The following is a 21,713-nucleotide window of genomic DNA, read 5'->3' as shown; positions in this document are numbered from 1 at the left end:
ACATGAATCTTTAATTACCTTACATGAAGCACAAAGCTCATTACACAAAGAAAAATTGCCTCGAAGGAGGAATCTTTTTTGGAAAGGCCGAAAATCGGATTGGCACTTGGGTCAGGAGGAGCTAGAGGATTTGCGCATTTAGGAGCTATTAAAGTATTGAAGGAAGAAGGAATTCCGATTGATTTTATAGCTGGGAGCAGTATGGGCGCGATGGTGGGCTGTTTTTATGGGGCTGGATTGGATATTAATCGCCTCTATAAATTAGCTACGGCATTTAGACGGAAATATTATCTGGATTTTACTGTTCCAAAAATGGGTTTTATTGCGGGGAAAAAAGTGAAGGAGCTTATACGCATATTTACTCACGGCAAACATTTAGAGCAATTAGAGCTGCCAGTTAAGGTAGTTGCAACTGATTTAATGACTGGCGAAAAGGTAATCTTTGACAAAGGTCCCATTGCGGATGCCGTTCGTGCCAGTATATCTATTCCTGGGATATTTGTTCCTGAGAAACTTAATGGGCGTCTCCTTGTAGATGGAGGGGTTGTTGACCGTGTCCCTGTTTCAGTTGTTAAGGAGATGGGAGCCGATATTGTTATAGCGATAGATGTGTCACATGTCAAAACAAATGCAGAAATAACATCCATTTACGATGTAATTATGCAAAGTTTGGATATTTTGCAGATGGAATTAGTCACTCATCGGGAAATTGTTTCGGATTTTATGATAAAGCCAAGGGTTGAAATGTATAGTGCAAGAGCATTTACGAATATTGAAGATATCATTCGAATCGGGGAAGAAGAAACGAGAAAGCATATTAAACAAATTAAAGAAATAATCGACCAGTGGAAGGAGCCTGCAAGTGAATGAGAAATAAATATATTATACGTTCCTTCATGACCGCAGTAATCATTCTAATAATAAGTTCTTTTTATACATTGCCCTACTATGTGTCTAAGCCTGGCTTAGCTAAAGAGCTTGGACCAATCGTTCAAGTTGAAAATGGATATGAGGAAGCAGGAAGCTTCATGCTGACGACCGTGAGGATGGGGAAAGCAAATATATATTCATATGCGATGGCAAAGCTGAACCCGTATCATGAACTATACGAAATTGATGAAATTAGGAGAGAAAACGAAACGGTTGAGGAATATAATGTTCGGCAGCTTCATTTAATGTCTTCTTCCAAACAATCTGCGATTGAGACGGCTTATAAGAAAGCGAATATTCCGATTCATTATAAATATCATGGCATTTTTGTCTTGAATGTAAAGCCTGGTATGCCTGCTGATGGAAAACTGAAAGCGGGTGACCGCATCTTTAAAGTTGACGGCAATGAATTTGAGTCATCAGATCAATTTATCAAATATATAGCCGGAAAAAATGAGGGTGACGTAATTGAATTTACTTATGAACGCCAAAAGAAAATAAATGAGACGAAGATTGCCTTGCAAATGCTCCAAGAGACAGGAAAACCTGGTGTAGGGATTTCTTTAGTGGACGATAAGGAAATTGAGGTAAATCCTAATGTAACGATAAACAGCGAGGATATTGGCGGACCTTCTGCAGGCTTTATGTTCTCATTGGAAATATATAATCAGTTAGTGGAAGAAGATTATACGAGGGGATACAAAATTGCCGGAACCGGAACGATTAACTCGAATGGAGTAATTGGAAGAATCGGAGGAATTGAGCAAAAAATTGTTGCTGCTGATAAAGCTGGTGCAGAAATTTTCTTTGCTCCAAATGAAAGTGGAGCGCAAGATTCTAATTATAATGCGGCAGTAAAGACAGCGAAGGATATTGGGACAAAAATGAAAATTGTTCCCGTTGATACATTTGATGAAGCCATTGACTATTTAAATAAACTAAAATCAAAATAGCGGCATAAGCCGCTATTTTTGATTTTGAAGTTTTTTAATCAAGGAAAATTGGCGGCTGCTTAAATTCCAATTCCAAAAGGCGCTGCTGGGCACTTCCGATTGCCCCCATAGAATAAATCCGGGAAGCTTTAATATCAAGTGCCAGAAGTTCCCCTTGTACAGAAGAAAGTTTTGAGATTAAGGGCAGCTGCAGTTGTGATTTATTTTTGTTTAAGTATACTCTCCCATTAGAAGTCATGCCTAAAAGGCGTAAATATGCTGCCTTTTCTTCATGTTTATCCATTTCATTCTTTCTAGTGTTTGTTAAAATATGTACACAGGCTCTTTGAAGCCTTGTCCACGTATACCGCTTCGTTTTTATTTTTTTCATAAATTCGTCAAAACTATTCGATACGAGTGCCGCAGCAGCAAGACGGTTTTCCAGGCCTTCTTCAACATCATAAATAAAGCTTAATTCCTTCGAAGTGGAATGTAGAATCCTATACCTTAAATACGGCCAATAGGTTTCCCATTGATGAAAAAGCCCGAATTCCTGTCTGTAATTTAGCAGCGCTTGATAAGTGGTTTCAGGCATGTATTGTTTTAGGTCGGCGATGTTGCCTTCTTCAGAGAATAAGGCTTTTCTAATGCTAGTCGCACTAGCAATTGTCTCAGAAGCAAAATGTGCGTCATGATAATCTGCACTCTTTCTAGACACAGTTAAGGGCTGAATAGAAGCATCTTGTTTTTGAATAGCCTTTATATATTGAAAACCCAATATATTATTAGGCTTCGACAGATCAAGCAAATCTTTTTCTCGGTTTAAATCATGGAAAGCTAAGGAAGATGCCTTTGGATAACTATTTCCTAGTTCTAAATAACTTTTCACTTGCCTCTGATAATGTTCATTATTCGTTTCAATGTAGGAGATTGCCCGGTAAAAGCTTTCAATATCTCCTGATTCACTTCCAAAGCAAAGTGAATCGCATCCTGCAGCGTCGAGAATGGAAACAGCACCGCTTGCGAAAGAATTAGCCTGCTGTGTAGCAAAGGCATATGGCAGTTCAAAAACAATATCTGCACCCGCCTTTAATGCCATCTCTGTACGCTTCCATTTTGATACTAGTGCGGGTTCGCCTCTCTGAAGAAAATTACCGCTCATTACAGCAATAACGATTTCGGCATCTGCGGATTTTTTTGCTTCTTGCAAATGAAAAGCATGACCATTATGAAAAGGGTTATATTCTACAACTACGCCAACTGCATTCATTTTCATTTTGACTCCTTACATTAGTTTAAAATGGGGTGTAAAGGTGAAGGATAATAGAAAAGCAGAAAGGATAAAAAGTTTGGCAGTATTAAATACATGTAAATTTTAGAACACATGTTGATTGCAGTGGAAGGCACGAAGACTCCTGCGGGAGAAGCGAGTAAGGCGAGACCCCGCAGACACGAAGTGTCGAGGAGGCTCGGCAGTCGCCCGCGGATAGCGAAGTGCCTGGAACGGAAATCAACAATCAAATTTAACCGAGCCAAACGTTTAAATAATCTGATAATGAACACATTATACTGTAAAGAAATTTTATTGACAAATAATTATATGAAAGCTATAATTACCTTTGTTGCCTTGGGGTGATTTATATGAAATGGACATTAAGTCAGTTACAAAAATATCGAAGCAAGGAATTGCTCATCGATGAATTAGTTGAAGTTGACGAGATTAAAAATATTGATCCGACAATTAGAGATGCATCACCGATGAGGATCACTGGCCGAGTGGATATTGATTCCGCAAAGGCAACCTTCCATTTGAAAATGGAAGGGAAGTTAATTCTTCCTTGTTCTCGTACGTTAGTTGACGTAAGCTATCCAATTAATGTAGAAACAACGGAAACTTTTCTCTTAAAAGGTTTAGATTATGAAACCGATGAGGAAGTTTACCAAGTAAAAGGTGATGTGATTGACCTGATGCCGGTCATTCATGAGATCCTGTTACTCGAGGTTCCAATGCAAGTTTTCTGCGAAGATAGCAGTGAAGAAGGAGCTCCTCAGTCTGGAAAGGATTGGGAGGTCATTCATGAGCAAGATAAAAAGGATAAGATAGATCCTCGTCTTGCTGGACTTGCTAATTTTTTTGATCAAAGTGATCCTTCTTCCGATTCATAATTGGAGGAAAACTACACTCTCTAAATCTCTTTAAGGAGGTGGGACTAATGGCTGTACCTTTTAGAAGAACTTCTAAAACTGCGAAAAGAAAGCGTCGTACCCATTTTAAATTACAGGTACCTGGTATGGTAGGATGCCCAAACTGTGGTGAAATGAAACTTGCTCACCGCGTATGTAAGGCTTGCGGAACATACAAAGGAAAAGAAGTTGTTAATAACTAATTTCCATTCAGATAAAGCACAAGAACTATATGTTCTTGTGCTTTTGTCGTTTTGAGCTACTATTAGAAGGAGAAATGAACAATTTATGGTTGATGGAGGATCTCATGGACTCATACATATTGGAAAAGCATGCAGATGGATTATTAGTGTTTACGATCAACAGACCGGATAAGCGAAATGCAATCAGTTATGAAATAATGGCCGGTTTAGAAAAAGCCCTTTCTCTAGCTAGTGAAGAGGATATTAAAGTTCTGGCTATAACAGGTCAAGGGGAAAAGGCATTTTGTTCAGGTGGAGATTTATCCATTTTTCATCGTTTAAAAACAGAGGAGGAAGCCTATGAGATGCTTAGTAGAATGTCCGATTTACTAGTCAAGCTACTCCTGTTGCCAAAGCCTACAATTGCCCTGCTGAACGGAACTGCTGTTGGAGGAGGCTGTGAGCTAGCTTCAGCCTGTGATTTTCGTATTGCAAGCAAGCATGTTAAAGCTGGGTTTATCCAAGGTTCTTTGGCTATTACAACTGGCTGGGGCGGCGGAACCTTTCTATCTGAGAGGCTTTTGCCTGCGAATGCGATGAAAATGCTCATGGGAGCTCGCACTTATGAGGCAGAGCAATTAAAAGAACTAGGGTTTGTTCAATCTATTGTTGAAGGTGATCTTCTAGAAAACGCCAGAAAATACTTAAATCCTATACTTAGTTTAGAGTCAGATGTGTTAAAAGCCTATAAGGCAATGTTTATTCATAAATGGAATGAGTCCAGGCTTCAAGAGAGAGTGCAGGAAGAGGTAAGGAGATGTGCGAAATTATGGGAGAGTGACGCACATCATCGGCAAGTAGACAAGTTTTTAGAGAAAAAATAAGGTTTTTCTACATTCTTTATCGATAATCGTTTAGGATATCAGTCTATCTTTTCTAGCATAAGCATATGTATAAATAAAAAACACTAGGAGGGATATTCTGATGTCTTCAACTCGACAAGATGCTTGGACTCACGATGAAGATTTACTTCTTGCTGAATTGGTGCTTCGCCATATTAGAGAGGGGGGTACACAGCTTCAGGCTTTTGAAAAGGTAGGGAAGCAACTTTCAAGAACAGCAGCAGCTTGCGGATTTCGCTGGAATTCCTATGTAAGAAAACAATATAAATCTGGTATTGATCTAGCCAAAAGACAGCGGAAGGAAAGAAAGCACAACCCTCAAGCAGAAGAGTCAGAAAAGTTACAGGAAAATGATTACGTAGCTGAAAATCTTGAAGTTCCTGCAGAAGTTTCTCATGGAAATGAAAAACCGTTGGAATTTGAAGATTTGATCAGCTACTTAAAGAATCTTTATCATAAAGCTGAAGAGTCTAGTTCACAAAGTGAAGATATTAAAACAAATGAAGCAAGAATTCAACAGCTTGAAAAGCAACTGTATTATCTTGCATCAGAAAACGAACGTTTAATTAAAGAATTAAACGCAATTGAAAAGGAATACAAGTCATTAATTGAAATTATGGAAAGAGCAAGAAAAATGGTGGCAATCAAAAACGAAGATAGTCAGCAAAAAATTTAATCAAAAAAATTAAAGCGGACATATTTTTGTCCGCTTCGTTCATATTTCCGCTTTAATGTGTCTGCTCTTTAACCCCTTCTGGAAACCATACTAAAGGGTTTTCTCCACGATCTCTTTCCATGTCATAATGAACAGAAGAAAAGCCCATTTTTTGCCAAAATTCAGCTGATTTCACTCTTGGATTCGTCTTAATTGGCAGCCCTAAACTTTTCGCATATTCAACAAGTCCTGTTCCATAGCCTTTATTTTGATAGTCAGGAATTACTTCTAATTTCCACAATTCTAAGTAATCTTGAGCAGGCTCGAAATATCTGTCAAAGTTTTTTTCAACTTGATAAAGGCTCATTCTTGCAACTAGCTTATCTCCAAAATAAATTCCATAGAACGGAGACTTACTATCGTTCTCAATAATATTTGCTTCCAGATCTTCAAGCATAGAAAGCTCTTGTAAGCCATATTCTTTAAATTTTTTAAACTCTTCAAGTGTTTTATAATTAATAACCAATTTCTCAACCGTGTAAGCCATAAATTTTCCTCCCTGTTAATCCTTTTGTGAAAATTAGGATTTTTTCTCTAAAAAATGTAGGCGCTTTCTTCTCATAGTAATATTATATAACAAATAGTCAAGAAATTGTAATCAATCCTAAATATCCATATAATTATTCTCTTATTCCTCGTCTTTCTTATTACCTTTTTTCATTTTTCTGTTAAAATATGACTAAATACATAGATAGTGAAGTGGATGTTATGAAAATTGCAATTATTGGCGGAGGGTCATTAGGCCTTCTATTTGCCCATTATCTAAATGAATATCATCATGTTTGCTTATATGTCCGTTCTGAGGAACAGGAGCATTGCTTATCATCTGAAGGATTAATTTTTGAAAAAAATGAACAAAAGATTGTTCATTCTATTAATACTGCAACGTTTTCTTCTTGGGAAGGAAATGAAGATTTAACGATCCTAGCTGTTAAACAATATCATTTGCCCGATATTTTGCAGAGAATGGCAGAAGCAGCCCCATGCTATAAAGGATCTTTCTTATTTTTGCAAAATGGAATGGGGCATATAAAATTATTGGATTCGGTTAAGGCGAATAATGTTTATGTCGGATCAGTTGAGCATGGGGCTAGGAAAGAAAGTTTAAATCATGTGATTCATACCGGGAGTGGGCTGACGAGGATAGCTATTTATAAGGGGCATTCTTTAAACATTATGAAGAAAATTGCAAATCAATTTGCAGAACGCTTTCCGTTTACGGCAGAAAAAGATTATGAAAGCATGCTAGTAAACAAACTCGTTGTTAACTCGGTTATTAATCCTTTAACTGCAGTTTTAAATGTCCGCAATGGTGAACTGCTTGACAATCCGTATTACAATAAGCTTTTTAAGCAAATGTTTAACGAAATTAGTTCTATTTTATATATGGAGAATCAAGATGAGACACTAACACATCTTGAAAATGTATGCAGAAAAACAGCTGCTAATCGTTCATCCATGCTCCAAGATTTAGATGGTAATCGACTGACTGAAGTGGATGCGATTCTAGGCTATGTTCTGGATAAGGCAGATGATATTGGAGTGCATGCTCCTCTTACTGAGTTTTTTTATCATTCGATAAAAGGCAAGGAGTATTAAGGAAGGGAGGCGTATGAATGGTATCATTTTTATCTTTAGTCATTGCAACATTTATTACCATTCCATTATTAGGCTATTTTCTCGTATTCATTATTTGTAAGCAAGTGACAAGGCAGCATAAACAATCAGTACACATGGCTCTAGATGTAAGTACCTTCCTGTTTATCATCTCTGTTCATTATTTAATACTGGCCATTTGGGAACAATCTTTTTTATGGGTTATTTTTTTATCCTTGCTTGTATTAGCTATTATTTTCGTCTTACTTCATTGGAAAATCAAACATGAAATAAATTTGCCGCTAGTTTTCAAAGGGTTTTGGCGATTTAATTTTCTCGTGTTTTTTATCGCCTATATTGTATTAATGGTAATTGGGTTAATTCAAAGTGTGAGCGGATTTGTAGCAGGGGGTTAATTTTATTTTGAGCAAAGTCTTTTTCATTTTAAATCAGACAATGCTATACTCATATGGAAACAAATGAAGAATAAAAAGATTGATTAATATGCAAGTATTAGCCTATTAATGAAAATTGTGGATGAGAAAGGAAGACTTAAATGGAGATTTTAAATCTCTCCTTACCGGCGACAAACCGATTTGCAACAGAATATTTAGAACAAACACCGAGTATTCAGAGATATTTTCATTATCGATACAATGATCACGAGGATTTTGAAAAACGCCGAGGAGAATTATTGAAACGTTCATATATGAGAGAGGAACTTGCAGCTCACATTGAACATTACATGTCTAAATTTCCAGGCTCTGAAATGGTTCAGTCTTCTCTCCAAAAGCTGAAGCAGGAAAATAGTACAGTTATTATTGGTGGTCAGCAGGCGGGGATACTTACTGGACCCCTTTATAGTATACATAAGATTATTTCGATTGTAAGCCTGGCAAAGCAAAAGGAGAGGGAATTAAATATTCCGGTTATCCCAGTCTTTTGGATTGCAGGCGAGGACCATGATTATCAAGAAGTGAACCATGTATATGCTGAGAACAACTATCGAATCGAAAAGAAAGTTTATCCGGAAAAAATACGGGATAAACGCATGGTCTCTGATATATCGATTGACCGTGAACAGTGTCTTAAATGGGTGGAAGCGATTATTCAAACATTTGGGGAAACTGAACATACGCTAGACCTCCTGGGAAAAATGGAAGAAGCCATCAGCAAATCCGAATCATTTGTTGATTTTTTTGCTTATCTTATCATGCAGATGTTTAAGGATACAGGACTCTTAATCATTGATTCAGGGGACCGAAAACTTCGAAGTCTTGAAAAGGAGTATTTTGTCAAGCAAATAACAAGCTTTAAAGAGATCACGAAATCGGTATTATCACAGCAATCAGAACTTAAAGAAGATGGTTTTTCAAATATGATTGAAATAAGCAATCATGCTGCAAACATATTTTATTATGATGAAGATCATTTTGAAAGAATCCTCCTAGAGTATGATGAGGATAAGGATATGTTCAGCGGAAAAGATGGAACATTTCAAATCTCCCGGCAAAGCTTGATTGATCTCGCACAGGAGTTTCCGGAAAAGCTTAGCAATAACGTAGTAACTAGACCGATCATGCAAGAATGGCTATTTCCAACACTTGCTTTCATTGCTGGGCCTGGAGAAATTGCTTACTGGGCAGAGTTGAAATTGGCGTTTGAACATTTTGATTTAAGAATGCCTCCAATCGTACCTCGTCTTAATATTACCTTCCTAGAGCGCTCGATTGAATCAAATATACTTGAGCTTGGACTTGATTTGGAAGAAGTATTAATTTCTGGTGCAGAAAAGGAAAGGCTTCAGTTTCTGCAATCAATTAAGGATCAGCAGCTGAAAGAGCTTTTCCTTAAAACAAAGCAGGAATTTCTACAAAATTATGAAATGATGGAAAACTATTTAATGAAAAAGGATAGAGGCTTAGTGCCGCTTCTTAAAAAGAATGAAGGCTTACTGATCAAGCAGCTGGAATTTATGGAAGCAAAGCTAGACCAGGCAGAGCAATTGAAATATGACGTATTATTAAATAAGTTTTCAAGGGTAGAGAATGCCATCAGGCCACTAGGTTCACCCCAAGAACGGATGTTGAATGGTTTATACTTTATTAATCAGTATGGATTTAACTTAATTCATAACTTATTAGAACATAGCTTTACATTTGATGGCACCCATAAATTAATTAAAATATAAGAGGTCAAATATTTGCCAAAAAAAGACTTTATCCTATAGGATGAAGTCTTTTTTTGTTGAAGAACAGTGAGGATTTTAATATGGTGCTAAGATTTGTAGGGAAAAGACGAACGAAAAAAAGGAGATCGCCAATCTTTTTTAAAGGATTTTAAAGCCAATCATAGAATTTTAAAAATATGTGGAGGAAAGTGGGGGAATGTGGTACATTTGAGTAAGAAAGTGGGGTTAGTGGGCATGTTCATGGGCGAGTACCATCATAACATTGATAATAAGGGCCGTTTAATTGTACCTGCTAAATTCCGTGATGGGTTAGGAGAATCATTTGTCCTAACACGCGGCTTGGATCAATGTTTGTTTGGGTACCCAATGGATGAATGGAAGCTGCTAGAAGAAAAGCTTAAAGGCTTACCGCTAACAAAAAAAGATGCTCGCGCATTTACCCGTTTTTTCTTTTCTGGTGCTACAGAATGTGAAATTGATAAACAAGGAAGAATAAATATAACATCCCCCCTGGCTTCATATGCAAACTTGGAAAAAGAATGTGTCGTATTAGGGGTTTCCAGCAGGATTGAAATATGGAGTAAAAGTCTATGGGAGGATTATTTCTCTGATTCAGAGGAATCTTTTGCTGAAATTGCAGAGAATATGATTGGGTTTGATATTTAATTTCATTCAGCAGGAAAAAGAGGTGGACATCATGTTTGAACATACAACAGTGTTACTGAAAGAAACAGTAGATGGTTTGGATATTCATCCTGAAGGCGTGTATGTTGATTGTACATTAGGCGGGGCGGGACACAGTGAATTAATATTGTCCAAGCTATCAGGAAATGGAAAGCTATATGCTTTTGACCAAGATGATACAGCTATTTTACATGCTAAGGAAAAGCTTGCAAAATATGGTGATCGAATCACAATTATTAAAAGCAACTTTGAACATCTTCAAGCGGAATTGGAAAAATTGGGAGTTTATCAAGTTGATGGGGTATTGTATGATTTAGGTGTTTCATCCCCTCAATTAGATACACCAGAACGAGGCTTCAGCTATCATCATGATGCCCCATTAGATATGAGAATGGACATGGAAGCGGACTTTTCTGCTTATGATGTCGTTAATCATTGGAGCTATGGTGATTTAGTTAAGATTTTCTTTAAATATGGGGAAGAGAAGTTTTCAAAGCAAATTGCCCGAAAAATTGAAGCTGCACGGGAAGTATCCCCAATCGAAACAACAGGCAAGCTCGTTGAATTGATTAAGGAAGCTATTCCAGCCCCCGCAAGAAGAAAAGGCGGACACCCTGGAAAAAGAGTTTTTCAGGCAATACGTATTGCAGTAAATGATGAATTAGGGGTTTTTGAAAGATCCTTGCAGCAGGCAATTGATATTTTGAAGCCCGGAGGCAGGATTAGTGTCATTACATTTCATTCACTTGAGGATAGGATTTGCAAGGTTTCGTTTAAATCTGCGAGCGAAACACCTAATCTCCCTCCCGGATTGCCAATTATTCCAGATGAATACAAACCAGTCATTAAATTAATTACAAGAAAGCCAATCACTCCATCTGAAGAGGAACTGGAGATGAATAATAGAGCTAGATCAGCAAAGCTTCGAATTGCCGAAAAATTATGATTGAAAACTAAAATAGAGACCATAACAGGAGGGGTAAAATGGGAAACCTAGCGCGGAAACTCCAGCAAGAGCGGGGACATGAACAGCAACAGAAACAAATGGTACAAGCACCAAAGAAGGTAAAGAAACGAAATCCGTGGCTTTCACCAGGGGAAAAAGTTTTAGGTTTAGTTTTCTCAGGGATTGTTTGTTTTGGTGCAGTTCATATTGTTTCTAATCAAGCGGCAATTTACGAAATCAATAAAGAAATTCAAGATACAAAGGTAGTTATTCAGGAACAGAAGCGGGTAAATGGAGATCTAGAAATGCAGGTAAGCGAACTAAGTACATACGAACGGATTTGGGAAAAGGCGAAGGAGCTAGGGCTGAAATTAAATGAAAACAATGTTAAGGTTGTCCACGATTAATGATTAAAAAACAGCCAAATATTAACTTTGGAGCAGCGATATTATTTGTAATATTTGGTCTGCTCTTTTTTGTCTTAGTTTACCGCTTTATCTCCATACAAATAACAGGTGAAATCCGGGGGCATGTTCTAGCAGCAAAGGCACAGCAAAAATATGAAAATGAAAGGGTAATAGAAGCAAGGCGAGGGACGATATTTGACCGAAATGGAGAGGTCCTCGCAACTGATATGAACTCATATAAACTTGTTGCGATTTTAGATGAGAAAATGACTACAAATGATAAAAAGCCCCATCATGTAGTAAATCCAGAAAAAACGGCAAGAGAACTGGCAAAAGTAATTGAAATGAATGAAACGGATATTTATAGACTCTTAACTAAATTAAAACCTGATAGTAATGAAAAGCCTTTTCAGGTTGAATTCGGGAAAGCAGGCCGAGATTTAACAAACCAGAAGAAAAGAGAAATAGAAGAATTGAAGCTTCCGGGGATTACCTTCATTAAAGATACGAAGCGTTTTTATCCTAATGGCGTATTTGCTTCCCATTTAGTTGGTTATGTAGAAAAAAAGGAAGCTGAAAAGAATAGAACGGATACAGTGGGGATGCTCGGTTTAGAGCAAAGTCTGAATGACATTTTGACAGGGGAAAATGGCAAGGTTAAATACGAAAGTGATATTTGGGGATACTTATTGTCCGACAGTGCGGAGCATGTTACTCCCGCCCGTGATGGCCAGGACGTCTATTTAACGATCGATAAGAAAATCCAAACCTTTCTGGAGGATTCTTTAAATAAAGTAGATAGCGAATATAAGCCGAAGAAAATTTTTGCGGTTGTGGCAGATCCGAAAACCGGAGAAATCCTCGCAATGGGACAAAGGCCTTCATTTCATCCAATGACGAAGGACGGGATTAGTGAGACTTGGCATAATGAGATCATCGAGAATTCATTTGAGCCAGGTTCAACGATGAAAATCTTCACCTTAGGAGCGGCAATTGAAGAGGGAGTTTTCAACCCAAACGATTCATTTAAATCAGGTCAATATGCGGCAGATAAGAAGTCAAGACCTGTTCGAGACTGGAACGATGGCCGTGGATGGGGGACAATTTCCTATTTAGAAGGAGTTCAGCGCTCATCCAACGTTGCATTCGCAATACTTGTGAAAGATAAGCTGGGCTTTGACAGCTATGAAAAATATTTAACGAGTTTTGGCTTTGACAGGCCTACAGGAATTGAATTGCCGAAAGAAACTGGGGGTAAAATCGTTTATAATTGGCCATTGGAGAAAGTAACAACCGGCTTTGGGCAGGGTACAGCTATTACTCCTATCCAGCAAGTACAGGCAGCTACTGCTGTTGCCAATGATGGGAATATGATGAAGCCTCATATTATTAGCAGAATTGTCGATCCTAACAGCGACGATAAAATTGTTAATAAAACCGAGCCTGAAGTTGCAGGGAAGCCTATTTCCGCAAACACTGCCAAACAAGTTAGAGACATATTAGGTACGGTTGTATCCTCACCTAAGGGCACAGGCTTCAATTATTACAATATTGAAGGGTACGATATAGCTGGAAAAACAGGGACGGCACAAATTCCTAATCCTAAAGGCGGGTATTTAACTGGCCGTCAAAACTATGTGTTTTCATTTTTAGGAATGGCCCCAAAGGATGACCCTAAATTAGTTGTCTATGTGGCAGTCCAGCAGCCAGAAATTGATATTTATACGAGCGGAGCCATTCCAGTTGCTGATATATTTAATCCGGTTATGAAGAGCAGTCTGCAATATTTGAATATTGATCCAGTTGTGCAATCAAAACCAAATTATGATTTAATTCCTAAAGTGACCGAGCTAACAACCGAAGAGGCTATTAAACAATTGAATAGCAAAGGGATGGAACCGATTGTTATTGGAAAAGGCAATCAGATATTAAAACAGCTTCCTGATGCAAGTTCAAATTTGCTTTCAAAAGAAAAGGTTATCCTTCGAACGGATGGGCAATTAACGATTCCAGACATGACTGGCTGGTCATTGAGAGATGTAATGAAAATTGCGAAGCTAGGAAATTTAAAGCTAAATTCTGTTGGAAATGGATATGTAAAGAAGCAAAATTTAAAACCTGGTGCGTTATTTAACGAAGGTGAATATTTAATAGTAGAATTAGAGCCACCGGCAGAAAAATACAAAGTGAACGAAGAGGATCAAACAGAAGAAGAAAACGAGGAAGAAACGATTGAAGTGAAAGATTAAATAAGGAACTAAAGACCATAACAAAATAGATGGACAAATAATCAAAACTCTTGATTATTTGTCCAATGTTCTATTGGTCTTTTTTTTATTGTCTGGCTCCAGCGCCTCCGCTTTTCTTATTCTATTTAAATGGGTACAAGCATATATTGGAACGAGCCAAAAACTTAAGGAGGAACGTTCGTGTATGCGTGTTTCTAATGTAACTGTGAGAAAAAGGTTAACAATCGCTTTAGTCGCAGGCATGTTAATTTTTTTTATTATCGATATTCGGCTTGGATATGTTCAATTCTATTTGGGCAGTGCATTAACGGATGGGGCAAAGGAGTTATGGAGCCGGGATATTACATTTGAACCTGAAAGAGGGGAAATCATTGACCGGAATGGGGTACCGCTTGCAACAAACGTCAGTGCGCCTACTATATATGTAGTTCCGCGTCAAATAAAAGATCCAAATGATGCAGCAGAAAAACTTGCAACTGTCTTAAACGCATCTAAAGAAAAAATATATTCTCAGATAACAAAGGTTGCGAAGGATGTAAAGTTAAAAGAGGGACGGAAAATTTCCCATGAAAAAGCAAAAGAAATAAGATCACTGAATATAGATGGTGTTTATCTTGGTGAAGATTCAAAAAGGCATTACCCTTTTGGCCATGATTTGTCACATGTATTAGGTTTTGCAGGCATTGACAATCAGGGACTCATGGGGTTAGAACTATTTTATGATAAAGAATTACAAGGGAAGAAAGGCTCTGTAAAGTTTTATGCTGATGCCAAAGGTCAGCGGATGAATGATATGGCTGACGATTATGATCCTCCTGAAGATGGATTAGATTTAAAGCTAACAATAGATTCTAAGGTTCAGACCATCATGGAACGGGTATTGGATAATGCTCAAGCGACTTATAACCCAGATGGGATAATTGCTATCGCAATGAATCCGAATAATGGAGAAATATTAGCAATGTCTAGCAGACCAAATTTCGATCCAGCTAATTTCCGGAATGTCTCGCCTGAAGTTTATAACCGTAATCTTCCAATTTGGAGTACATTTGAACCAGGATCTACATTTAAAATCATAACGCTTGCTGCCGCATTGGAGGAAGGGAAAGTTGATCTGCAAAAAGAGCATTTCCATGATCCTGGCTATGTAACGGTGGGCGGGGCAAGATTGCGATGCTGGAAAAAAGGCGGCCATGGCAGTCAATCATTCCTAGAAGTCGTTCAAAATTCCTGTAACCCTGGCTTTGTTGAGCTCGGTGATAGATTAGGAAAAGAATCATTATTTAAATATATAAGAGACTTCGGATTTGGGGCAAAAACAGGAATAGATCTTCAAGGAGAAGGAACGGGCATCTTGTTTAATATGGATAAAGTGGGGCCGGTTGAACAGGCGACTACTGCTTTTGGACAGGGGGTTTCAGTCACTCCCATTCAACAGGTTACTGCTCTATCAGCTGCTATTAACGGAGGAACGCTATATACGCCATATGTAGCAAAGGAGCTCATTGATCCAATAACTGGTGAAATTGTGATGAGAAAAACGCCTACAGTCAAAAGGGAAGTGATTTCGAAAGAAACATCAGATCAAATTAGATATGCCCTTGAAAGTGTTGTTGCCCAAGGTACGGGCGGTAAAGCATTTATTGACGGGTACAGAGTGGGAGGAAAAACCGGAACAGCCCAAAAGGCCCAAGGCGGGAGATACCTTGAAAACAACCATATCGTTTCATTTATCGGTTTTGCCCCAGCTGATGATCCGCAGCTAGTTGTATATGTTGCTGTAGATAATCCAAAGGGAACCGTTCAATTTGGGGGAGTTGTTGCTGCCCCGATTGTAGGAGACATCATGGAAGATAGTCTGCGTGCAATGGGAGTTAAGCCAAGGGAAAAACAAATCGAGAAAAAGCTTACATGGCCTGATGTTCCGATGATTGAAGTGCCGGATTTAGTCGGAATAACAAAAACAGAGCTCGGTGAACTGTATATTAATTTGAAAATAGATGCTAGCGGGGAAGGCAACAAGGTAGTAAAGCAAACACCAGAACCGGGAATTAAGCTGAAAGAAGGATCCACGATAAGACTTTATTTTGGCAAGGAAGAATAATATAATAATAATCTAAAAAAGTGGGCGGCCTTTAATAAAACGCCGCTCATTTATTTTTCTATACCTAAAGAAATTCAAATAGCTAAATGTCAGCTTTTCATGTAAAATGAAAATCGTTACGATTTTTGGCTGTTTCTGATATGTTTGGATTATAGTATGTAAAGTCTAAGAGTTAAGGGGATGACGAAATGAAATTACATACGCTTTTGCATGATTTGCAGCCCTACATGGCATATAGCGGAGAAAATCCTGACATCTCTTCAATAGAAAATGACAGTCGTAAAGTGGAAAAAGGCAGCTTGTTTATTTGTATTAAAGGATTTACAGTAGATGGACATGATTTTGCCTCCTCTGCTGTAAAGAAAGGTGCGGCCGCAATCATTTCCGAAAAAGAAATGAACCTTTCTATACCAGTTATTGTCGTTCGAAATACAAGGCGGGCTATGTCATTATTAGCTGACTCCTTTTTCAAACAGCCAAGTAAGAAACTGCATTTAATTGGGATCACGGGTACAAATGGCAAAACAACAACAAGCCATTTAATCGAAAAAATTTTATCCGATTATGGCAGAAAGACTGGTTTGATTGGCACAATGTATACAAAAATAGGGAATAAAATATCGGAAGTGAAAAATACGACTCCTGATGCCCTTACACTGCAAAGGATTTTCAAACAAATGGCTGATGCTGGTGTACAATCTACAGTGATGGAAGTTTCTTCTCATGCTTTGGATGAAGGAAGGGTCCACGGGTGTGATTTTGATATAGCCGTTTTCACAAATTTAACTCAGGATCACTTGGATTACCATAAAACCATGGATGAATATAGAAATGCAAAAGGTCTTTTGTTTGCGCAGCTAGGAAGTGCGTTCCGATATAATCCTCCTAAATATGCCGTTCTAAATAACGATGATTCTGTAACCAATCATTATATAAAAGCAACATCAGCTCATGTCTTAACATATGGAATTGATCAGCCTGCTGATCTGCGCGCTGTAAATATCCAAATGACAGCTTTCGGGACATCGTTTGAATTACATAGTCCATTTGGAGCTTATCAAATTTCGATGCAGCTAGTTGGGAAATTTAGCGTATACAATGTGTTGGCAGCGATTGGTGCAGGGATAGCATCCGGTATTCCGATGAAACCGATCATTCAATCAATTGAAGAAGTGAAAGGCGTTTCTGGCCGTTTTGAGACGGTCGATGCGGGACAGAAATTCACGGTGATAGTTGATTATGCGCATACGCCAGACAGCTTAGAAAATGTGTTGAAAACGATCAGCCAAATTGCGGCAAAAAGAATTTTTGTTATTGTTGGCTGTGGCGGAGACAGGGACCGTTCAAAAAGGCCATTAATGGCAAGTATTGCATGTCAGTATGGCACCAATGCTATTTTCACCTCTGATAATCCCCGCAGTGAGGATCCCCAAGTGATATTGGCAGATATGGAAGCTGGGGTAAAAGGTCAAAAATATAAAGTTATTCTTGACCGAAAAGAAGCAATTAATTATGCAATTAACATGGCAGCTGAAGGTGATGTCATTTTAATAGCTGGAAAAGGGCATGAAACCTATCAGTTAATTGGAAATCAAGTGTATGATTTTGATGACCGGTTAGTTGCAAAAGAGGCAATAGAGGAGCGATAACATGTTATTAGCGTATGGTGATTTAGCGAAACTGTTTCCGAAAAAGAAAGGAATACAGGATTATGAGCTTTTTTTTCATACGGTCGCGACAATTTCAGATGTGCCCCAATCCAGAGGAGTTTTCATCCCTCTTGGCGAGAATGCAGGGGAGTTGAAGAAAGCCATTGAAAATGGTGCAGTTGCTGCCCTGTGGAAAGAAGAGGTGGAGATTCCCCGATATACACCTAATCATTTTCCCATTTTTTTTACTAATGACTTATTGAAAGGCTTAAAGGACATGATGGAATTATATATAGAAAAATTAAACGAACAACAAAAAACAGAATTTAAAGTGACTAATTTCCTCTTTTCGGATGAAGCACTTCTTAAAGAAAACATATCAACATATGATATTGCTGTAATGGCAGAAAAAATGAAAGAAATAAATAATCTGCTCCAGGATGGAAAGGAGGGAGCAAAATGATGGAGAAAGTTATATTTTTTACAATAATCATGAGTTTCTTAGTAACAGTCCTGCTTTCTCCCATCTTTATTCCCTTCTTGAGAAGATTAAAATTTGGGCAAAGCATTAGAGAGGAAGGTCCTCAATCACATTTAAAGAAATCTGGTACTCCCACAATGGGCGGAATTATGATCCTTCTCTCGATTACCATCACTACCTTTGTGATGACAGGGAAGTTCTCTGAACCAACTGTAAAGACTTATTTGCTCCTATTAGTGACACTCGGATTTGGGCTGCTTGGTTTCCTTGATGACTTTATTAAAGTCGCATTGAAGCGGAATCTTGGATTGACCTCATTGCAGAAGTTAATAGGACAAATTATTATTTCAATTATTTTTTATTTTGTTTTTCAGCAAAATGATTTTTCAACTGTCATTCATATTCCATTAACGAATCTTTCTTTTGATTTAGGCTGGATGTATGTTCTCTTTATCATATTTTGGCTCGTTGGCTTTTCCAATGCTGTGAACCTCACAGATGGGCTGGATGGACTATTATCTGGAACAGCTGCAATCGCCTTTGGAGCGTTTGCAGTTTTGGCTTGGAGTTTATCACAATTTGAAATTGCCATCTTTTCAGTGGCGGTAGCAGGTGCTGTGCTGGGCTTTCTCGTTTTCAATGCTCATCCTGCCAAGGTTTTCATGGGGGATACCGGATCACTGGCGCTTGGTGGAGCGATTGCAACAATTGCTATTTTAACAAAGCTAGAAATCATTTTACTTATTATCGGCGGCGTTTTTGTCATCGAAACTTTATCTGTTATTCTACAGGTAATTTCATTTAAAACAACAGGGAAAAGGATCTTTAAGATGAGTCCATTGCATCATCATTATGAGCTAGTTGGATGGTCTGAATGGAGAGTAGTAGTGACCTTTTGGGCTGTAGGCCTGCTTTGCGCAATTCTTGGAATCTATATTGAGGTGTGGATGTAATTGAAACAGATCAATCGCTATCGTCATAAAAAAATATTAGTATTAGGATTAGCAAAAAGCGGGGTTGCTGCAGCTTCTCTTTTACATAGACTCGGTGCTTTTGTAACCGTAAATGATTACAAACCCCTTTCTGAAAATCTAGAGGCACAAAGTCTGCTGGAGGAAGGAATTACTGTTATATGTGGAGAGCATCCTCTAGGCCTGCTTGAAGAGGGTTTTGAGCTAATTGTAAAAAATCCGGGGATTTCTTATCGTAATCCGATGATTGCAGGAGCAATTGAGAAGGGGATCCCTATTATTACAGAGGTTGAGCTTGCCTATCAAATTTCTGAAGCTCCGCTTATTGGGATCACAGGTACGAATGGGAAGACAACAACAACTACACTTATTTATGAAATGCTGAAGGAAGGCGGTAAGCTTCCTTTAATTGCGGGCAATATTGGAACAGTAGCATCCGATGTCGCACAGGAGGCAACGAGCGACAATACAATTGTAATCGAATTGTCTTCTTTTCAGCTGATGGGGATCAATGAATTTAAACCGAAAATTGCTATTTTAACAAACCTTTATGATGCTCATCTAGATTATCATGGAACAAGAAAAGATTATGTTCAAGCGAAAGCAAATATTACTAGAAATCAAACAAATGATGATTATTTTATCGTGAATGCTGAGCAGGATGAAGTGTTGGAGGTTGCCGCACAATCAAATGCCACAATCATTCCATTTTCAGTTAAAAGGGCATTAAATTCTGGTGTTTATCATGAAAACGGCTGGATTTACTTTAATAACGAAAGAATTATAGAGACGAAGGATATCGCGCTGCCAGGTGCTCATAACTTAGAAAATATTTTATCTGCTATTGCTGCAGCTAAGCTTTCATCAGTTGATAACGAGGCAATTTCAAAGGTTCTTCGTACATTTACAGGTGTAAAACATCGCTTGCAGTATGTAAGAGAATTTGGAAGCAGAAAATTTTATAACGATTCAAAAGCAACGAATATTTTAGCAACACAAAATGCTATTTCCGCATTTCATGAACCTATTATTCTTCTGGCTGGCGGTTTAGACCGCGGGAATGAATTTGATGAACTGATCCCTTATTTCAAAAACGTAAAGGCAGTAGTAACCTTTGGTGAAACTGCCCCGAAAATTGAAAGTACTGCCATTAAAGCAGGAATAAAAACCATTTTGCATGTCGATAATGTGGAAAAAGCCGTTCCTGAAGCCTATCAGTTATCTGAACAGGGTGACGTGATATTATTATCGCCAGCTTGTGCGAGCTGGGATCAATATAAAACTTTTGAGGTTAGGGGAGACATTTTTATACAAGCGGTGCATATGCTTAAGTGAGGGCTTGTACGCGAATAAGGGAAATGCAGCTTAGGGAGTCATCTTTCGCAAAAAATTGCTTCGTTTTTTACACGGCCCTAAAACTAGCATTCGAGGTGTTTTGTGTTGCCAACAAAAAGAACGACTCCCGATTTAATATTAATCATCGTAACTTTAACATTGCTTGCAGTGGGATTAACGATGGTATATAGTGCTAGCGCTATTTGGGCAGAGTATAAGTTTGATGATTCTTTTTTCTTTGCTAAGAGACAGCTGCTGTTTGCCGGGGTAGGGGTAGCCGCGATGTTTTTTATTATGAATGTCGATTATTGGACGTGGAGAACTTTTGCAAAGGTTATAGTCATCATATGTTTTGTCCTTTTACTGCTAGTTCTTATACCCGGAATTGGAAATGTAAGGAATGGTTCAAGAAGCTGGATAGGAGTCGGAGCTTTTTCGATTCAGCCATCGGAATTTATGAAGCTTGCAATGATTGCCTTTCTTGCAAAATATTTATCCGAGCGCCAGAAACTAATTACGTCATTTACAAAAGGATTAATTCCCTCATTAGGGATTGTGTTTTTGGCTTTTGGATTAATCATGCTGCAGCCAGATCTAGGAACGGGAACCGTCATGGTTGGAACTTGTCTTGTTATGATTTTCATTGCAGGGGGGAGAATTAGCCATTTTCTCGGTCTTGGTTTATTGGGTCTTGGAGGATTTGTTGCCTTGATCTTATCTGCCCCTTATCGAATCAAACGAATCACGTCTTTTTTGGATCCGTGGGAGGATCCATTGGGAAGCGGATTTCAAATTATTCAATCCTTATATGCAATAGGGCCAGGCGGGTTATTTGGATTAGGGCTAGGACAAAGCAGGCAAAAATTCTTCTATCTCCCGGAACCGCAAACAGATTTCATATTTGCCATTCTTTCAGAAGAGCTTGGGTTTATTGGCGGATCGTTTGTAATTTTATTGTTTTCTCTATTATTATGGAGAGGAATTAGAATTGCACTCGGAGCTCCTGACCTATTTGGGAGTTTTCTAGCTGTCGGTATTATTGCTATGATTGCCATTCAGGTCATGATTAATATCGGGGTTGTCATTGGACTTATGCCTGTTACTGGGATTACTCTTCCATTCTTAAGCTATGGCGGATCATCATTAACACTTATGCTTTTAGCTGTCGGTGTGTTATTAAATATTAGCCGATATTCACGATATTAACTTTTTGACCCTGACTACAGGGTTTCTTTTTATTTTGTCTATTGAATTT

21 protein-coding genes are annotated in these 21,713 nt (G+C 38.2%); 19 read left to right on the top strand and 2 right to left on the bottom strand.

Annotation, left to right across the window (positions count from 1 at the left end; genetic code table 11):
* Positions 1 to 78 precede the first annotated feature (78 nt).
* Positions 79 to 870: a patatin-like phospholipase family protein gene (locus AR328_RS02980; RefSeq protein ID WP_066289459.1), complete on the top strand. Its 792-nt coding sequence runs from the start codon at positions 79 to 81 to the stop codon at positions 868 to 870.
* Positions 867 to 1,883, top strand: a complete 1,017-nt coding sequence (locus tag AR328_RS02975; protein WP_066289457.1) for a SepM family pheromone-processing serine protease — start codon at positions 867 to 869, stop codon at positions 1,881 to 1,883. Before AR328_RS02980 ends, AR328_RS02975 begins: the two co-directional genes overlap by 4 nt.
* Positions 1,884 to 1,917: 34 nt before the next feature.
* On the opposite strand, the gene AR328_RS02970 is transcribed toward AR328_RS02975, so the two are convergent.
* Entirely contained in the window at positions 1,918 to 3,132 is a 1,215-nt protein-coding gene (locus tag AR328_RS02970) for a nucleotidyltransferase (protein WP_066289451.1), read from the bottom strand.
* Between the two features lie 371 nt (positions 3,133 to 3,503).
* Between AR328_RS02970 and AR328_RS02965 the strand changes: the two genes are divergently transcribed.
* The 4 genes from AR328_RS02965 (at position 3,504) to AR328_RS02950 (ending at position 5,806) form a co-directional block, all read left to right on the top strand.
* Positions 3,504 to 4,028, top strand: a complete 525-nt coding sequence (locus AR328_RS02965) for a YceD family protein (RefSeq protein ID WP_066289447.1) — start codon at positions 3,504 to 3,506, stop codon at positions 4,026 to 4,028.
* A gap of 47 nt (positions 4,029 to 4,075) precedes the next feature.
* On the top strand, positions 4,076 to 4,249 hold the full coding sequence (gene rpmF / locus AR328_RS02960; protein ID WP_057769625.1) for a 50S ribosomal protein L32: 174 nt from the start codon (positions 4,076 to 4,078) through the stop codon (positions 4,247 to 4,249).
* 104 nt (positions 4,250 to 4,353) lie between these two features.
* A complete protein-coding gene (locus tag AR328_RS02955) occupies positions 4,354 to 5,112 on the top strand; it encodes an enoyl-CoA hydratase/isomerase family protein (RefSeq protein ID WP_066289444.1) in 759 nt (252 codons plus the stop codon).
* Positions 5,113 to 5,212: 100 nt separating this feature from the next.
* A complete protein-coding gene (locus AR328_RS02950; RefSeq protein ID WP_066289438.1) occupies positions 5,213 to 5,806 on the top strand; it encodes an RsfA family transcriptional regulator in 594 nt (197 codons plus the stop codon).
* 52 nt (positions 5,807 to 5,858) lie between these two features.
* Here AR328_RS02950 and AR328_RS02945 read toward each other — a convergent pair whose 3' ends face one another.
* Positions 5,859 to 6,332, bottom strand: coding sequence for an N-acetyltransferase (locus AR328_RS02945; protein WP_066289432.1), 474 nt, complete (start codon positions 6,330 to 6,332; stop codon positions 5,859 to 5,861).
* Between the two features lie 221 nt (positions 6,333 to 6,553).
* On the opposite strand from AR328_RS02945, the gene AR328_RS02940 reads away from it, so the two are divergent.
* From AR328_RS02940 to spoVE, 13 genes are all read left to right on the top strand, one after another.
* The gene (locus tag AR328_RS02940) at positions 6,554 to 7,444 is read left to right on the top strand and encodes a 2-dehydropantoate 2-reductase (RefSeq protein ID WP_066289431.1); all 891 of its coding nucleotides are present in this window, start codon (positions 6,554 to 6,556) and stop codon (positions 7,442 to 7,444) included.
* A 17-nt stretch (positions 7,445 to 7,461) separates the two neighbouring features.
* Positions 7,462 to 7,857, top strand: coding sequence for a DUF3397 domain-containing protein (locus AR328_RS02935; protein WP_066289425.1), 396 nt, complete (start codon positions 7,462 to 7,464; stop codon positions 7,855 to 7,857).
* A gap of 140 nt (positions 7,858 to 7,997) precedes the next feature.
* Positions 7,998 to 9,632, top strand: a complete 1,635-nt coding sequence (bshC, locus tag AR328_RS02930; RefSeq protein ID WP_066289423.1) for a bacillithiol biosynthesis cysteine-adding enzyme BshC — start codon at positions 7,998 to 8,000, stop codon at positions 9,630 to 9,632.
* A 234-nt stretch (positions 9,633 to 9,866) separates the two neighbouring features.
* Positions 9,867 to 10,298, top strand: coding sequence for a division/cell wall cluster transcriptional repressor MraZ (gene mraZ, locus AR328_RS02925; protein ID WP_066289421.1), 432 nt, complete (start codon positions 9,867 to 9,869; stop codon positions 10,296 to 10,298).
* 31 nt (positions 10,299 to 10,329) lie between these two features.
* Complete coding sequence (gene rsmH / locus AR328_RS02920) at positions 10,330 to 11,262, top strand: 16S rRNA (cytosine(1402)-N(4))-methyltransferase RsmH (protein ID WP_066289418.1); 933 nt, start codon at positions 10,330 to 10,332, stop codon at positions 11,260 to 11,262.
* 38 nt (positions 11,263 to 11,300) lie between these two features.
* A complete protein-coding gene (ftsL, locus tag AR328_RS02915) occupies positions 11,301 to 11,669 on the top strand; it encodes a cell division protein FtsL (protein ID WP_066289415.1) in 369 nt (122 codons plus the stop codon).
* Complete coding sequence (locus tag AR328_RS02910; RefSeq protein ID WP_066289411.1) at positions 11,669 to 13,918, top strand: penicillin-binding protein; 2,250 nt, start codon at positions 11,669 to 11,671, stop codon at positions 13,916 to 13,918. The genes ftsL and AR328_RS02910 overlap by 1 nt, the downstream gene beginning before the upstream one ends.
* Positions 13,919 to 14,102: 184 nt before the next feature.
* On the top strand, positions 14,103 to 16,022 hold the full coding sequence (locus tag AR328_RS02905) for a stage V sporulation protein D (RefSeq protein ID WP_066289408.1): 1,920 nt from the start codon (positions 14,103 to 14,105) through the stop codon (positions 16,020 to 16,022).
* Between the two features lie 188 nt (positions 16,023 to 16,210).
* Positions 16,211 to 17,671, top strand: coding sequence for a UDP-N-acetylmuramoyl-L-alanyl-D-glutamate--2,6-diaminopimelate ligase (locus tag AR328_RS02900; RefSeq protein WP_066289403.1), 1,461 nt, complete (start codon positions 16,211 to 16,213; stop codon positions 17,669 to 17,671).
* Between the two features lies 1 nt (position 17,672).
* The gene (locus AR328_RS02895) at positions 17,673 to 18,134 is read left to right on the top strand and encodes a hypothetical protein (RefSeq protein ID WP_066289396.1); all 462 of its coding nucleotides are present in this window, start codon (positions 17,673 to 17,675) and stop codon (positions 18,132 to 18,134) included.
* The gene (gene mraY, locus AR328_RS02890; protein ID WP_066289391.1) at positions 18,131 to 19,105 is read left to right on the top strand and encodes a phospho-N-acetylmuramoyl-pentapeptide-transferase; all 975 of its coding nucleotides are present in this window, start codon (positions 18,131 to 18,133) and stop codon (positions 19,103 to 19,105) included. The genes AR328_RS02895 and mraY overlap by 4 nt, the downstream gene beginning before the upstream one ends.
* Positions 19,106 to 20,458: a UDP-N-acetylmuramoyl-L-alanine--D-glutamate ligase gene (gene murD, locus AR328_RS02885; RefSeq protein ID WP_066289388.1), complete on the top strand. Its 1,353-nt coding sequence runs from the start codon at positions 19,106 to 19,108 to the stop codon at positions 20,456 to 20,458.
* A 105-nt stretch (positions 20,459 to 20,563) separates the two neighbouring features.
* Positions 20,564 to 21,664, top strand: coding sequence for a stage V sporulation protein E (spoVE, locus tag AR328_RS02880; RefSeq protein WP_066289383.1), 1,101 nt, complete (start codon positions 20,564 to 20,566; stop codon positions 21,662 to 21,664).
* Positions 21,665 to 21,713 lie beyond the last annotated feature (49 nt).

This window comes from Bacillus sp. FJAT-29937 (assembly GCF_001509555.1).
Lineage (GTDB): Bacteria > Bacillota > Bacilli > Bacillales > Cytobacillaceae > Cytobacillus.
This window is presented reverse-complemented; position numbering and strand designations above follow the sequence as displayed.

What these genes read in the sequence shown, in the direction of transcription:
- AR328_RS02940 (WP_066289431.1), top strand. Translation starts at nt 6,554, where the DNA reads ATGAAAATTGCAATTATTGGCGGAGGGTCATTAGGCCTTCTATTTGCC.
- AR328_RS02955 (WP_066289444.1), top strand. Translation starts at nt 4,354, where the DNA reads ATGGACTCATACATATTGGAAAAGCATGCAGATGGATTATTAGTGTTT.
- mraY (WP_066289391.1), top strand. Translation starts at nt 18,131, where the DNA reads ATGATGGAGAAAGTTATATTTTTTACAATAATCATGAGTTTCTTAGTA.
- AR328_RS02970 (WP_066289451.1), bottom strand. Translation starts at nt 3,132, where the DNA reads ATGAATGCAGTTGGCGTAGTTGTAGAATATAACCCTTTTCATAATGGT.
- AR328_RS02900 (WP_066289403.1), top strand. Translation starts at nt 16,211, where the DNA reads ATGAAATTACATACGCTTTTGCATGATTTGCAGCCCTACATGGCATAT.
- mraZ (WP_066289421.1), top strand. Translation starts at nt 9,867, where the DNA reads ATGTTCATGGGCGAGTACCATCATAACATTGATAATAAGGGCCGTTTA.
- AR328_RS02945 (WP_066289432.1), bottom strand. Translation starts at nt 6,332, where the DNA reads ATGGCTTACACGGTTGAGAAATTGGTTATTAATTATAAAACACTTGAA.
- AR328_RS02950 (WP_066289438.1), top strand. Translation starts at nt 5,213, where the DNA reads ATGTCTTCAACTCGACAAGATGCTTGGACTCACGATGAAGATTTACTT.
- AR328_RS02935 (WP_066289425.1), top strand. Translation starts at nt 7,462, where the DNA reads ATGGTATCATTTTTATCTTTAGTCATTGCAACATTTATTACCATTCCA.
- ftsL (WP_066289415.1), top strand. Translation starts at nt 11,301, where the DNA reads ATGGGAAACCTAGCGCGGAAACTCCAGCAAGAGCGGGGACATGAACAG.
- AR328_RS02975 (WP_066289457.1), top strand. Translation starts at nt 867, where the DNA reads ATGAGAAATAAATATATTATACGTTCCTTCATGACCGCAGTAATCATT.
- rsmH (WP_066289418.1), top strand. Translation starts at nt 10,330, where the DNA reads ATGTTTGAACATACAACAGTGTTACTGAAAGAAACAGTAGATGGTTTG.
- rpmF (WP_057769625.1), top strand. Translation starts at nt 4,076, where the DNA reads ATGGCTGTACCTTTTAGAAGAACTTCTAAAACTGCGAAAAGAAAGCGT.
- bshC (WP_066289423.1), top strand. Translation starts at nt 7,998, where the DNA reads ATGGAGATTTTAAATCTCTCCTTACCGGCGACAAACCGATTTGCAACA.
- AR328_RS02910 (WP_066289411.1), top strand. Translation starts at nt 11,669, where the DNA reads ATGATTAAAAAACAGCCAAATATTAACTTTGGAGCAGCGATATTATTT.
- AR328_RS02965 (WP_066289447.1), top strand. Translation starts at nt 3,504, where the DNA reads ATGAAATGGACATTAAGTCAGTTACAAAAATATCGAAGCAAGGAATTG.
- AR328_RS02895 (WP_066289396.1), top strand. Translation starts at nt 17,673, where the DNA reads ATGTTATTAGCGTATGGTGATTTAGCGAAACTGTTTCCGAAAAAGAAA.
- AR328_RS02905 (WP_066289408.1), top strand. Translation starts at nt 14,103, where the DNA reads ATGCGTGTTTCTAATGTAACTGTGAGAAAAAGGTTAACAATCGCTTTA.